General features: G+C 67.9%; 10 protein-coding genes and 1 pseudogene. 7 read left to right on the forward strand and 4 right to left on the reverse strand.

Translation table 11 applies throughout. The features are described 5' to 3' along the window. Positions 1-454 precede the first annotated feature (454 nt). The 6 genes and pseudogenes from mobF to IEW07_RS20050 form a co-directional block, all read left to right on the forward strand. Positions 455-2692 (forward strand): annotated as a pseudogene (gene mobF, locus IEW07_RS21815) (MobF family relaxase); the annotation flags it as partial. A 2371-nt stretch (positions 2693-5063) separates the two neighbouring features. Beyond that, on the forward strand, positions 5064-5729 hold the full coding sequence (locus IEW07_RS21875) for a helix-turn-helix domain-containing protein (protein ID WP_503826681.1): 666 nt from the start codon (positions 5064-5066) through the stop codon (positions 5727-5729). A gap of 143 nt (positions 5730-5872) precedes the next feature. Beyond that, on the forward strand, positions 5873-6505 hold the full coding sequence (locus IEW07_RS20035; RefSeq protein WP_229742013.1) for a hypothetical protein: 633 nt from the start codon (positions 5873-5875) through the stop codon (positions 6503-6505). 172 nt (positions 6506-6677) lie between these two features. Beyond that, positions 6678-6896 carry a hypothetical protein gene (locus IEW07_RS20040; RefSeq protein ID WP_188540459.1) on the forward strand — a complete coding sequence of 73 codons (219 nt, stop codon included), beginning with the start codon at positions 6678-6680 and terminating at the stop codon, positions 6894-6896. Between the two features lie 272 nt (positions 6897-7168). Continuing rightward, on the forward strand, positions 7169-8404 hold the full coding sequence (locus IEW07_RS20045) for a hypothetical protein (RefSeq protein WP_188540461.1): 1236 nt from the start codon (positions 7169-7171) through the stop codon (positions 8402-8404). 173 nt (positions 8405-8577) lie between these two features. Further along, the gene (locus tag IEW07_RS20050; protein WP_188540463.1) at positions 8578-9441 is read left to right on the forward strand and encodes an aminoglycoside adenylyltransferase domain-containing protein; all 864 of its coding nucleotides are present in this window, start codon (positions 8578-8580) and stop codon (positions 9439-9441) included. Between the two features lie 213 nt (positions 9442-9654). Here IEW07_RS20050 and IEW07_RS20055 read toward each other — a convergent pair whose 3' ends face one another. Beyond that, entirely contained in the window at positions 9655-9975 is a 321-nt protein-coding gene (locus IEW07_RS20055; RefSeq protein WP_188540465.1) for a hypothetical protein, read from the reverse strand. A 261-nt stretch (positions 9976-10236) separates the two neighbouring features. Between IEW07_RS20055 and IEW07_RS20060 the strand changes: the two genes are divergently transcribed. After that, positions 10237-10647 carry a VOC family protein gene (locus tag IEW07_RS20060; protein WP_188540467.1) on the forward strand — a complete coding sequence of 137 codons (411 nt, stop codon included), beginning with the start codon at positions 10237-10239 and terminating at the stop codon, positions 10645-10647. A gap of 2005 nt (positions 10648-12652) precedes the next feature. Here IEW07_RS20060 and IEW07_RS20065 read toward each other — a convergent pair. The 3 genes from IEW07_RS20065 to IEW07_RS21825 all read right to left on the reverse strand — a co-directional run. Then, a complete protein-coding gene (locus tag IEW07_RS20065; protein ID WP_188540468.1) occupies positions 12653-12952 on the reverse strand; it encodes a hypothetical protein in 300 nt (99 codons plus the stop codon). Then, positions 12946-13581, reverse strand: coding sequence for an AAA family ATPase (locus tag IEW07_RS20070; RefSeq protein ID WP_188540470.1), 636 nt, complete (start codon positions 13579-13581; stop codon positions 12946-12948). The genes IEW07_RS20065 and IEW07_RS20070 overlap by 7 nt, the downstream gene beginning before the upstream one ends. Before the next feature lie 216 nt (positions 13582-13797). Then, on the reverse strand, positions 13798-13907 hold a 110-nt coding region (locus tag IEW07_RS21825; protein WP_188540472.1), incomplete at its 5' end, for a transposase.

Here is a 13907-nt window from a genome sequence, read left to right on the forward strand (position 1 = left end):
TGGCCGCCTCACGTTCGGAACGCCACGCCCTCAGGGCCGGGTGTACACCACGCTAGGGGACGCCACTGTGAGGTGACGCGGGCCGGCTGTGGACCGGCTCCGGGATTCCCCTCCGTCCCTCCGCCGGACCCACAGCCGGCCCGCGTCACCTCGTCCCGGTTGCCCACCCGGAACACCACGCGTGGACAACCGGTGCGGTGGTACCCAGTCGACCTGCCGTGTGGACAGCTGATGCTGCTCTGCCTGTCCTCGTTCCTCGTCCGCGCAGTGGCATCACCTGCCCACACTTCCCAGGTCTCATGGGCACCACCGCGTCACCGAGGTGACGGACACCCCAGGCTCTCGGCCCGCTCCTTCGCCGGCGCTCAGTCGACGGCCCTGCGACCCCTTGTGGACTGTCACACCTCTTGCATCATTGATAAACGAGGATGAACATGTTCACATTGCGTGTGTGATGACCGTCCACAAGCTCAGTGCCGGGGACGGGTATGCCTACTACACCAGTGAGGTCGCCTCGGCCGACGAGCTGCGGGCCGGGGACCGGGAGCTGGGCGACTACTACACGGTGGCGGGCATGCCCCCGGGGCAATGGGTCGCCCACTCGAGCGCGCTGCTGGGGGTGGCCGGTGAGGTGACCGAGGCGCAGATGGCCGCCCTGTTCGGGGAAGGACTCCACCCCGACGCCGACCGGATCCTCGCCGAGGGCGGAACCGCGAAGGACGTGGCTCTGGGGCAGAAGTACCGCCGGTACACCACCGCCGACACGGAGCTGACCCGCCGGTTGGGCGAGGAGATCGCCCGGCACGAGCGCACCGCCGGGGCGGCGCCCACGAAGGAGCAGGCGCGGGCGATCCGGGGCCGGGTCGCCGGGCAACTGTTCCGCCAGATGCACGGGCGCGACGCCCGGGATGCTGGAGAGCTGGGCCGGTTCATCACCGCTCAGACGACCCCGAAGCAGCAGACCGTGGCCGGGTACGACCTGGTGTTCTCCCCCGCCAAGTCGGTCTCGCTGCTGTGGGCCCTGGGCGGGGAGGAAGCCCGCAAGGCCGTGGAGGCGGCGCACACCGAGGCCATCGCCGAGACCCTCTCCTTCCTCGAAACCCACGCCACGTACACCCGGCGCGGGCGCAACGGGGTCCGCCAGATCGACGTGCAGGGTGGGTTGCTGGCCACCCAGTTCCGCCACTACGACTCCCGCACCGGGGACCCCCATTTGCACGACCACGTGGTGATCGCCAACAAGGTCAAAGGCGCCGACGGGAAGTGGTCGGCCCTGGACGGGCGCACCCTGTACCGCATGGGGGTGGCGGCCTCGGAGACCTACAACGCCAAGGTCATGGAGAAGGTCACCACCACCCTGAAGGTGGCCGCGGTGCCCCGGCAGGCCGGTGGGGACGAGCCGATCTTCGAGATCGCCGGGATCGATCTGGAGGCCATCCACCACGCCTCCTCCCGGCGGGCCGACATCGCCGGCACCCTGGACCGGCTGCAGGCGGAGTTCGCTGAGGCCCACGGCTATGCCCCCAATGGCAAGCAGAAGATCGCCCTGGCCCAGCAAGCGACGCTGGAATCCCGGCCGGCCAAGAAGAGCGCCCGGCGGCTGTCCGAACTGGTGAGTGAGTGGTCGACCGAGTACGCCGAACAGGTCACAATGCCCGTCGGGGAGGACCTGCTTGAGCACGTGCGGCGTGCCGCCACCGGCGCTCCACAGGGTCCCAGCGCTGAGCGGGTCGATGTGGCCGAGCACGCCCGCCTGGTGGTGCACGAGCTGTCCCAGAAGCGCTCCACCTGGAGTGTGAACCACGTCCACGCCCAGACCCGCCGACACCTCAAGCAGGCCATGACCGGGCGCACCGTCCCCGACGACCTCGTGGCCGCGGTGGCCCGCGAGGCCACCACCACGCACAGCCTGGCGGTCACCCCGGCCGCCGATGTCCCCCGTCTACCGGAGTTCACCCGTGCTGATGGCACCAGCCAGTTCGTCCGCTCCGACGCGCACCTTTACACCTCCCGTGAAGTGCTGGCCGCGGAGCACCGGGTGCTCGCCGCCGCCCAGCGCACCATCATCCCCGCCGTCTCCGTCGAGCGGTTCGAGGAGGTGCTGGCGACCCACACCGGCCCGCTCAGCGAGGGGCAGGTGGCGCTGGCCCGGGCGTTCGCGTGCGAGGAGAAGCTGCTGAGCCTGGGCATCGGTCCGGCCGGTGCCGGCAAGACCACCAGCCTCTCCCTGGCCGCCGATGCCGTGCGCGCCACCGGCGGCACCGTCATCGGTCTGGCACCCACCGCGGCCGCCGCCGCCGTTATGTCCGCCGACATTGGGGCGCAGGCGACGACCATTGATGCCTTTCTGATCGCCCACCGCCGGCACTCCCCCGGCGCCTTCTCCTTGGGCCCAGGGGACGTGGTGATCCTCGACGAGGTCGGCATGGTCACTACCGGCAAACTGGCCGAGCTCGTGAGCGTGGCGGCCCGGCACGGGGCCGTGGTGCGCGCGATCGGTGACGACCGGCAGCTCGGGGCCATCGGCTCCGGCGGTGCCCTGCGCCTGTTCGACAACCAAGTGGGAGCGACCCGCCTGGAGACCGTCCACCGCTTCCGCACTCCCGGGGAAGCGGCCGCGTCCTTGGCGCTGCGCGAGCCCCCGGCCGCCGGAGCCGACACCCCCTGGGCCTGGTACACCGAGCACCGCCGGATCGTCGCCGGGGACCATGAGGCCATGGCGGATGCCGCGTTGCGCGCGTGGATCAACGACGTCGAGGGTGGGAAACGTTCTCTGCTCATCGCCTCGGACAACGCCACGGTCACCGAGCTCAACGCCCGCGCCCAGGCGGCCCGGATCGCCACCGGCCACCTGGACGCCACCAGCTCATCCGTGGTGCTCCGGGACGGTCTGACGGCGCATGCCGGGGACGTGGTGGTGACCCGCCGCAACGACCGCACCCTGGCGCTGAACGGCGGCAAGGACTTCGTGAAGAACAACGACGTCTGGACCGTCCACACCATCAACGCCGGCGACGGTGAAGGCCGGGAGAGAGTGACGCTGCGCCACACGATCCACGGCGGGAAGATCACCCTGGACGCCGAGTACCTGGCCACCCACGCCCAGCTCGGGTACGCCGCCACCGTCCACCGCGCCCAGGGTGCGACCGTGGACACCGCCCACGCCATCCTGGATGCGGCCACCGACCGGGCCGCCGCCTACGTGGCCGCCACCCGAGGCCGGGACACCAACCAGCTCTACCTCGCCCTCACCGAGAGTGAGACCCGCGACGAGGTGCTGGAGACCATCGCCGCCGCCTACGACCGCAACCTCTCCGCCCACGAAACCGTGGCCGTCGAAGCCGCCCGCCACGGCGACGTCGCCACCCTGGCCCAGGTGTATCGCGAGACTCATGACGCCGCCTGGACCGCCAAGACCCGTGCGATGGCCGTCGAAGCCCTCGGCGCCGAGAGGGCCGCTCGGTTCACCGGCTCGGATGCCTGGGGCGCGGTGGCCACCCACCTGCGCGAGGCGCAGGAGCAGGGCATGGACCCAGCCGCCTTGTTGTCCCGGACAGTCAAGCAGCGTGAGTTCGGGGACGCGCAGGACCCGGCCGCGGTGCTGGCCTGGCGCGTGGAGCACCAGGTTGAGGCCGCCCAGCGCATTCTCGACAACACCGACCGCCGCCCCCTGGGCTCGGTGAGTGATGAGCATCTGGCCCGGCTGGCCCAGCGCACCCGCACGACCCAGGGGCGGTCCGCGCTTGAGGACCCGCAATGGGCGTCCCGCCCGTTCGCGACCATGCCCTCGACCGAGCTGGCCGAGACCCTTCAGGTGGGCCTGGCCCAGCTCAACGCCATGCCCCCGGAGCGGTGGACCTCCACCACCGCCGCCAAGTTGGACTGGATGACTCGCACGATGGGTGCTGAGCAGGAGCGTCGTGCGGGCCTGTCCCCTGAGCAAGCAGCGGTGGAGCAGATCGCCCGCGGGGAACGTCCCCGCACCGACACCGGCGTCACCATTGGTGAGGCCATCGCTGCCGAGCAGCGCCTGCGGGCCGTGGCCGCCAAGACCCCTCCCCCTGCCCCGGTGCGTGATGGGCGCAGAGTCAGTGAGGACCTGGCTCCCACACCGTTGATGAACGACCCGCAGGTCCCCGCCCCGTACCGGGCGGAGCTTCAGCGGCTGCGCGCTCGGATGGAGCAGCGCATCGCGGTGCGCGGTGCCGAACTGGCCGAAGCGGCACCCGAGTGGACGGCAGCCCTGGGACCGGTCCCGAGCAGACCGGCCAAGGCGGGCGAATGGCACCAGGCCGCCGCCGAGGTCGAGGCCTACCGCAACCACTACAACATTCCCGCCCATGAGACCGCGCTGATCCCCACAACCCACCAGGAGGACCCCGTGGCGGCCGCACTCATCACCCGCGCCACCGTCCTGCACAAGCACTCCTCACTCACCACAGCCGCCCCCCAGACGTCCGAGCAGATCCGCCAGGCCGTTGATGAGGCGCACGTGGCCGAACGGGTGACCACCACACCCGCCGCGGCCCAGGAGGTCCTCGAGCAGCTGCGTGCCACCCGGGCACAGGCCGCTGACCCGCTGTCGGCCCCGCAAGTGAGGGAGGCCGCCGTCACCGAAGCCGTCCAGACCCCCGCAACCGAGGAACCCCAGGGGGTGCTCACCACGGACGAGTTGATCGCCCGCGCGGTGGCCCGCCACCGCGGCAAGACACAGCAGGCGGCTCCGGCCACCAAAATGCCTTCCCCCAAGAGCCGGCCACTCCCGCGCCGCCCCCTCAGCAGAAGGAGCCCGAGGTATCCGAGAATGCAGAGCAGGCCCGTCAGAAGACACCTGGCCCGTCATGGCGAGCCAATCACGCTGATGCCATCAAGCGGTACAAGGCTGCCCAGCGCACCGAGCAGAAGACCAACCGCCAGGAAGACCGTGCTCCGGCCACCCGCCGCGCCGCGCAAAACACCCGTCGCAACGGCGGCCGCAGCCTTTGAGGTCTGTCCCTGGTCGCGAAGTTCAGGGAGCCCGACTTTGATTGCCACATATAGTCGCATGTGCGACCATATGTGGCATGGAGTTGACGATCGCAGAGGCCGCGTCCCGTCTAGGAGTGTCCCCCCGCCAGGCCCAACGACTTGCCCAGGAGGGGCAGTTGCAGGTCGTGCGGCGTGTGGGCCGGACGCTGATCGTCGAGGACACCGCCATCGCCCAACGGCGCCATGTGGGCATGGGCCCGGGACGGCGCTGGAACAGCAACACCGCTTGGGCGGCTATCGAGCTGCTGGAGTGCCGGCACACCACACGGGTGGCCGGCCGGACGCTTTCGCGTCTTAAGAGCCGGTTGTCCCATCTGAGCGTCGAGGAGTTCGTCCGGTTGGCGGCCGGACGGGCACAGACAAAGCGGATGACCCAGACCAGGCGGCGGCCCGCGGCCTTGGAAGAAGTACTGATGCTTTCGGGGCGCTCTGCCCTCCAGGACGTCCCGACGGCAACGCGGCTCGGTCTGGCGGGCGGGGACTCGGAGATCGTCGAAGGTTATCTCCGCAGGGAGCACCTCGAGGAGGTGCTCACCCGCTTCGGATTGGTCGCCGATGCTGAGGGAGAGGTCTTCTTGCACATCAGCGACGAAACGCCGGTGGATTCGATCATCACCACCGCCCTGGACCTCGTGGAACGCGGTACGACCCGTGAACGCAGCGCGGCCCACAACGTGTTGGGGTCGGTGCTAGCCCAATGAATGCTTCAAAGCCTGGCACCTCGCCTGAACGTCCTACTTGGCATCTGAACGAGCCGGCCGGAGGTTTCTCACCGCCGTGGCCGCTGGCCCTGGAACTGGCAGAAGCCATGCCCCCGGGGTCATGGACGCTGGTCGGTGGCCTGATGGTTCAGATGCACGCGCTGCACGCAGGCATGATCCCCCAACGCTCGACCACCGACGTCGACATCGTCCTCCACATCGAGACCACCATGTCCTGGGCCCGCACCACCCAGGCGCTGCACCAATGCGGCTACCGGTTGCAGGTTCCCAACAACCCCAAGGGCCCATCCCACCGGTTCGTGCACGACGGGGACGTCATCGACGTCCTGATCGCCGACCACGTGGCACCCAAAGCCCTGGAGATGCGCGCGGCAGGGACGAATCTCATGAGGATCCCTGGAGCTACCAGCGCCCTGCGCAAAACGGTGAACTGTCACATCGCCCGTGCGGACGGATCCAAGGTTGTCATCAGTGTGCCCGATGTCCTGGGCGCGCTGACCCTCAAAGGAGGCGCCTACCAGGAGGACTCCCGCGACTCGGGGCGCCACCTGGAAGACGCCGTAGTGCTGTTAGGCACCATCGAGGACGCCGACGAGCTGGTCGACGACCAAGCGGCGTGGACGCAAAACGACCCGCGGCGGATCAGAGTCCTGGCCCGGAATCTCCCCAGTGATCACCCAGCCTGGGGGTTACTCCCCCAACGCCAGCGGCTCAGGGCTCAACAGTCACTCAAAATCCTCGCTGAGGCACATTGACAGCGAAGGGATTGAGGCCACCGGCCGCCAGCAGATCCCCGTCTACCTCGGGAAGCCCGTCGGGAAGTGGGAAATCGTCGGCCACCAGTCCCGAGACGTAGGCAATACGGAGGGAGTCCGACACGCACCGCGAATACTGGTCAATGTCATGTACATGTGGCACGCTGGGCACATGAAGGAATATGAGCCCCCCAAGATGATCGGGCGCCGAGTCCCGTTCAGCATGCGGGTGCTTCCTGAGCAGCACCGCCGCGCTTTCGAGAAGGCGGCCGCTCTGGGACTTTCCCAGGCCGATTACATCGGCGCATTGATCGACCGCGACCACGGATTGCCGAACGCCATTGACGATCGGCAGAACGCTGAGGAGCTCCCTATTACTAGAAGCGCTTAAATGACTGACGGCCCGCCTTGGCAGGGCGGGCCGTCTAAGTCATCCGGCTGTCGCTGAGTTTGGCGACTATCGACAGCCGTTTCAACAGCTAACTGAATCGGAACCTGTCATGAACCCAATACCAGGGGACTGTTGTGTCTCCTAGTGTACCCGAGGCGTTCCCGCAAGGGGACCCCTCGCTACTCAGCCGTGTCGATTTTCGCTCACAGCCCTCCCCGGAGGCTGGCCTCGAGCCGACCGTAGAGCTGCCCTCGCGGCGCCGGCGGGTGCGTGTGGCCTATGAACGCTCCAAGGCCGTGGTGCTGCGCGCTATCCCCAAGGGCTGCAAACTCGCCCGCCATGTGGTCGCGTGGAAGCGGGCCGCCCTGGAGCACCCGGCCCTGGAAGTGATGCGCGCCGACGGGCGGTCCAACATGGCCGCGCTGATCGAGGTCATCGCGGTGCAGCAGGACCCGGCCTCGCGGACCTGGCGCACCACCTGGGCCTGGGTCGCTGAGCGCCTCGGTGTCCATGAGGACTCGGTGGGGCGGATGATCCGCCGGCTCAAGGACTGGGGGCTGCTGGCGGTGGTGGCCACCGGCCGCTCGGCCGCCTACACCCCACGCTCCACGGGCAAGAAGCAGGGTGAGGCCCCCGTCTACGCCCTCACCACCCCGTCCCCGCCCGTCCCGGCAGCACCGGCGGAGACCGCACCCGAAGCCCCCACCCACCCCGCAGAGGAGTCAATGCCTGTGGAGATAAATGTCGGCCCGGTCCCCCCGAAGGGGGTCTTGTTCCCCCCGCACGCGCGCGAAGACTTTTCCCCGAAGGACGCGGCTACGCCGCGACCCACCGCCAAAGCCGCCGCACAGCGGCGGGAGGTCCAAGCCGCTCTTGCCCAGCGGTCAGCTCCACTGTGGCCAGCCCATGCGACGGTGAGGCCGGTGAGTGGGCGGGGGGCCCGCTCCGATTGGAAGCACACTTATGGTTGCGCGGGGCTCGAACTCCAGCACCACGCCCTGGTCCTGCGCCGCATCACCACCGCCTACGTCGTCTCCGTCGCCAAGCCCCACTTCGAGGCCGGCTGGACCATCGCCGACGTCCTCCACGCCCTGGACTGGACACCTAACGGTCACCGCTACCCCCACGACGCCGTCCACGGGATCGAGAACCCCGGCGCCTGGTTCGCCGCCCGCCTCAGAGCCTGGACCCACCAGGACGGCACCCCCATGCGCTCCCCCGACCAGAGACAGGCCGCCGAAGCCGAACAGCGCCGCGCCCAAGCCATCGCCGCCGCCCAGCGTCACGCCGCCCGCCAGGCCGCCCGGCAAGCCTCAGCTCCGGAAGCCGGGGCTGCCACCCCGGGTGCCGCTGAGACTGCGCCTGGGCAGGATGGTGGCGTAACCGTTAGGTCGGAAGGTGAAGGGCCGGTGGATCGGCGGCCGCTGAAGGAACGCTACGCCGCCGCCTACGCGGCCGGCCTCGCCGAGGCCGCCGCCCGGTCCCGGGATGGGCAGGCCGGCCGATGAACCACCCGCCGGCACCAGCCCTAAGGGCCTTCCGGTCCCGGGCCTTGGGCCTGGTGCGGGGGCTACGCTTGAGCTCGGCGGGGCCCGCCCGAAATTCTTTGCGGTTCCCTGACCCTGTTGCCTGCCGTGGACACTCCCTACGGTTTCCGACACCTGTCCTGGAGGCAACATCGATGTCCGTCCATCCTTCCCCGCATTCCCAGCCGTGGGGGCCGATCAACTCCGCCCCCACCCCGTACCCGGAGCTGAACTTCCTGCTCACCGGGCTCACCCAACGGGCCCGGGCCATCCTGGGGTCCGCCTTCGTCGGGGCCTACCTGCACGGGGCCTTCGCCGTGGGCGGGGCCGAGTGTTCCAGCGGCTGCGACTTCCTCATCCCCACCCGCGCCCCCCTCACACCAGCGCAGGAGGCCGGGCTGCGGGGGCTGCACACCCAGCTCCCCACCCGCCCCGGGCGCTGGTCCACCGCCCTGGCCGGGGCCTACCCCGCTCTCGCCCAGTTGCGCAGCCTGGACGGGATGGGCCACCCGTGGTTGTCCGTGGAACGCGGTCACCGGCAGATGGACTGGACCACCACCACCAACACCGAGGTGGTGCGCTGGATCCTGCGTGAACGCGGCATCACCCTGGTCGGACCCGATCCCGCCACGCTGGTGGAGCCGGTGCCCGGGGCGGTGGTCCAACAGGCGATGCGGCGGTTGCTGGCCGGTGCCGGGGAACACCTGGCCCAGCGGGGCGGCCTGGAGACCGCCGGGGCCCAGCGCTACGTGGTGACCACCTGCGCCCGGATGCTGCACACCCTGGCCACCGGGCAGATCACCTCCGCCTCCCAGGCGCTGCGCTGGGCCCTGGAGTCCCTGGAGTCCCTGGATTCGCGGTGGCACCCGCTGATCACCCAGGTGCTGGCTGAGAGGGCCCACCCCGGTGATGACCGGCCGCGGGCGGGCAGCGCGGCCGCCACCGCCGAGTTCGCCCGCTACGCCCAGCAGGTGGCCGCCGAGGTTCCTCCCCCGGACCCGGAGGACGGCCGGCCCTGAAGCGGATCACTCCGGGGACAGGGAAGATCTCCGGTCCTCGAACGAAGGGCAGCGGTGGGCTGGGCGACATCTCATCCTCGAGGCGGCGGGGCTCGGACCCAGGGGGGCTGCGGTCATGGCGGAGGTGAGGGTGGGGGGAGCCTGACCGGTGCCGGCGCGCAGCTCGGTGAGCAGTGCGGCCACCGCCGCCGGATCGTCAGGGCGGGTCCTGCGCTAGGGGTCGGGGGTCTCCGGCGGGGTGAGGGTGGCGGCCACTTGCCAGATCGCCACCGTCGGCTCGGCACCCACGGAGCGGAACAGCCGCAGGGCCGCAGGGGGCTGACCGGTGCTGCGCATCGCCGTCAGGGACGCTTGATCGCGCCACGTCGTGTGCACCTTCCACCGCCCGTCGCCGTCGCTGAGCAGCGCCGAGTGCAGCAGCCCCTCGGGGAAGGGCTCCAGGGCCAGGGCGCGGAAGCCCTCCAGCAGCTGGGCCTCACGCTCCGGGGAGATGTGGGCGGAGACTTCGGTGACCACGTGGGCCTGCTGATCCATCCTGCCTCCCGTTGTTGGCCTGCCAGGCGCAGACTACTCCCCGGCCCCGGCCCGGGACAGGGGGCCGGACCGGGGAGGGTGGGGCGTGAACGGGCCCTGCGGCACGGATGCCGGTGCCCGAGCGCCCCCCCCCCGGTGGCCAGCAGCCGGTTCCCTTCGTGGGAACAACGCCCCCGGGGCGCAGACCTCCTCCCCCGTCCCGGCAGCCCTGGAGCAGGATGGCAGCAGCAGGCTGGGCAACCGGGGTCTAGAGTGCCGGTCATGACGATTGCGCTGCAGTACTGCCATCTCACCGTCACCGACGTCGAGGAGTCGATGGCCTTCTATGTCGACGTCCTGGGCCTGGCGGTGCTCAACGACGTCTCCGCCGGCGGGTACCGCTGGGTGACCCTGGGTACCGACGCCCAGCCCGGGTTGGGGATCGTGCTCTCGGTCCCGCACGCCGGTCGGTCCCAGGCCGACGGCGACGCCCTGATGGAGTTGCTCACCCGAGGGGTGCTGCCGATGCTCGTGTTCGCCGTCGAGGACCTCGAGGCGACCTTCGAGACCGTGCGCGCCTCCGGGGCCGAGGTCCTCCAGGAGCCCACCGACCAGCCCTGGGGCCCGCGGGACTGTGCGTTCCGCGATCCCTCGGGCACCACCGTGCGGATCGCCCAGGCACCGGCGGCCTGAGCGGGGCGGGAAGCATCGGCACAAGGCTCCCGTGGATGGTGTGGGGGGAATGGCCCCGGCTCCGGCCCGAGGGAGGCCGGCCGCCGGGGCCTCCCGGCCGGCGACCCCTCCAGGAGGGGCGCCGGCCGTGGTGGGAATGCGGCGACATCCCCACGCCATAAACCTACTTCTTAGTACATAAAGTGTCTGTGGTGCCCATCATCGTCGGGGGTCAGCCCCTGGCGATGACGCCTCGCTTCCGCTACTGGATCCATCCACGCGGCCCTGGGACCTGTCAGGGGCCGGCCCGGGTGACGGCGGATCCTTGCGCCCCCTCCAGTGTCCACCTACCGGGGCGAGGCCGGGAATGTGCGCCAGATGTTGCCGGCGCCATCCCGCGACGACGGCGGTGCCATGACGTGCAAGGATCGACCCTGCGGGGCGGGGCGGGCCGGGACAGCGGGAGTGCCCCTGCCGAGGTGGAGTGCGTGCAGAGTCGGGGATGGGAAACGGCTGGGGACGCAACGCTCCTCCACAGGTTCCGTCCCCAGCCGTCATCCCTCGTACGGGCGGTCTCGTGAGCGCTTGTGGACCCTCTTGTCCGACAGGCGGTACCGGCCCGGAGAGAACGGTGACGGATGGTCTGATGCCGGCTCCGTTGTCGGCCCCGCCTCGTACTCCATGCATAAGAATAAATTAGTGGGGGTCGGGTGCCAAGTCTGTGCGCAATGTGTCGGCCCGGGGCCGAACTCTTTGCCGGTGGCCGTAAGGATCGTTGCGGCCCTTTCATCCCCGTCCGCCAGGCCGACCTCTCCCCCTCCCCCCCGGTACACCACCGACTGGGACGAGCTGCGCACCGTCAGCTAACAAGGACACAGCAGCGACTGCCGCGCATTTCCTCGGCCCTGGAGGGCCTCCGAAACGCTTGGCCGCGGGGTGTCGCCGGAAACCAAGGCGCCTCGTTCCTATCTCTGTGGGTCAGCATAAAAGCCTTCAGATTAATACCACATCAGTGTGGTACCAGAGTGGTACCACACTGAAACCAGAGCAGTACTTGGCGCGGAATCCTTTGAAGACGAGGAGGGGGCTGGCCGCCTGTACTCCATCACGGCGCATGGGGATGCGTAGAGCGTTCCAAGATCGAGTGTCCTGTAACTCAGCAGAGGCCATTGGGGACGGAGGAGAGCACCCGGAAAGCGCCATGCAAACCGGGCAAATCTGCGGGCTCGGCTCATATCTGCCCATCTGACTCTGACCATGACGTCTTCAAGGTGGTCGGCAAGGTCTGCCTGACACCCCCATAAGCACGCGGCGAGCCCATCGTCACAGTGAGTTGCGAGCCCCGCACGCCCAGACGTTGCATTAAAAGTTTGGAACAACCACTCCTGGCTACCACATGGACAAGATGCGCTGCGTCTACGTCGACGCGGGCCCTGGGCTCTTGATGGAGCCCTGGAAGATCTGGGTGTGAACACCTATGACCTTGTTGGCGGGAGATCTCGAGGCGCGAACTTCCCTCTACCTCGGTGAAGCATCACGCAATGCCACTCGCGGTGCATGCAGAACTGGCCAAATTGCTGGAGCGATTCTCAGGCCGGACCGGATGGATAAGAGGTCCCTGTGAGCCCTCCTCAGACGGGGTGCCTGCGTAGAAACACCGTCCCCGGATCCTTGGAGAGCTGAGAACATGGGCAGTCGAGGAGGTCTACCTCAATCTTGCCGTTTTAGTACCACATCAGTGTGGTACTAAAACGGTGTAATTGAGGCGTCATGTGCAAGGTGGGAGCGCCAACCCGACAAAGGGTGAAAAGCAAAAATAAGGCATGCATCTGTGCCAGGCATAAATCAGGGCTCAACAGGTGAAGCCCGTACCCCTGTTCAGCCGGTCCAGTAGGTGCGGCGTATAGCAGGCGCGGATGAGCACTCTTGGCAAATGGTGAGGGGACCAAATGCAATATCTATATGGTACTAATACCACACTGATGTGGTACCAAATTGGTACCACATCAGTGTGGTGCAACTTCCTCTATTTCAAAGGCACATTGTGGCCATAGCGCTCCTCAAGGATCGGCCAGACCAGATCCTCGATTAGTTTTTGTTGCGAAGTGTCCTCGGCCTCGGCTGCGTAGTTGAGCAGTGCGTGCTGAGCGGTGTTAAACCGGAAGTTGTAACCCTTGGCCTTGGATCCGTTGCGTGCGCGTCGCTTCCAGGGGGTCATGGGAGGTCCCTCTTCCGCTGGGGCGGGGACGTTGGCCTCTGCTGCAGCGGCGAAGCGCTCTATTTGATCGTCTCGGTTTTCGGGCATCGGGCCACGCTTTTTCACCACGAGAGGGCCTCCTGAGTCAGCAGTTGGATCTCCGCCTTGGCTTTGGAGTCATGCATTTCCACCACGCCCTTACCTTCCGCCAGGCAGTCGGCGAAGGCTTTTCGCTGGTGCAGCACCGTCTGGGCCAATCGCACCTGAGGGAAGTCAGTGAGATATGACTGAGCTTCCTCCCTGTCCTTGGTGAACACATTGGAAGAGACGAAGTTGAGGACGAGCATCGACTTGAGGTTCTCGTTAAAGTCCTGGGCGCCCTCCACGGTCTGCAGAAGGCCTGCCACTGCGTCCAGATCTGCCTGGGTCGCCCGAGTTGGACTGATCAGCACATCGGCGGCGGTGAGCGCTGTGCGCATCTCTTTGGAGTCCTTGCCCGGGACGTCGACGAGGATGTGATCGAACTTGGGTCTGAACTCCTCAAGAAACTTGTGCAAGGAGCCAGACTTCTGGACGGACTGTAGCGGGGGGAAACCTGCTTCCTCGCGATCCGCGGTGAAGTTCGAAGTCGTGTGGATCGTCGGGTCAGCGTCGACCATTAGCACGTCGCAACCTTGACGCTGTAGCTCTACAGCCATGTTGACAGTGACAGTGGACTTGCCTGTGCCGCCCTTTTGATGTCCAAAGACGAAGATCATGGCACCACACTAACACCATGCCAGTGTGGTACTAGTACCACACCAACATCACACCGGAACGGTACTGATGTAGTTCACCAGACAGAACTCCTCCATCTGCCATTGCTTTGCCAGCGCCGGGGGCACGTAGTGCGCGTTCTCAAGCGAGGAGAGCCATAGGGGGGACTATCGCAGTAACGGCTCTGTCGCACTTTCGGTGGTGGGAGTAGGGGGCGTTCAGCCGAGGAGGATGCGGTGGCGGAGCAGGGTGAAGCCTGCGCGGCCGTACATCTGTCGTTTGAGCATTTTCGTGCGCGTGTTCACGCCCTCGGTTCTGCCGTTGTGGT

Origin of the sequence: Kocuria dechangensis, from assembly GCF_014636775.1 — a bacterium.
GTDB classification, from domain to species: domain Bacteria; phylum Actinomycetota; class Actinomycetes; order Actinomycetales; family Micrococcaceae; genus Kocuria; species Kocuria dechangensis.

Coding starts and splice junctions, on each gene's coding strand:
- IEW07_RS21875 (WP_503826681.1), top strand. CDS start 5,064: ATGGAGTTGACGATCGCAGAGGCCGCGTCCCGTCTAGGAGTGTCCCCC.
- IEW07_RS20035 (WP_229742013.1), top strand. CDS start 5,873: ATGGTTCAGATGCACGCGCTGCACGCAGGCATGATCCCCCAACGCTCG.
- IEW07_RS20040 (WP_188540459.1), top strand. CDS start 6,678: ATGAAGGAATATGAGCCCCCCAAGATGATCGGGCGCCGAGTCCCGTTC.
- IEW07_RS20050 (WP_188540463.1), top strand. CDS start 8,578: ATGTCCGTCCATCCTTCCCCGCATTCCCAGCCGTGGGGGCCGATCAAC.
- IEW07_RS20055 (WP_188540465.1), bottom strand. CDS start 9,975: ATGGATCAGCAGGCCCACGTGGTCACCGAAGTCTCCGCCCACATCTCC.
- IEW07_RS20060 (WP_188540467.1), top strand. CDS start 10,237: ATGACGATTGCGCTGCAGTACTGCCATCTCACCGTCACCGACGTCGAG.
- IEW07_RS20070 (WP_188540470.1), bottom strand. CDS start 13,581: ATGATCTTCGTCTTTGGACATCAAAAGGGCGGCACAGGCAAGTCCACT.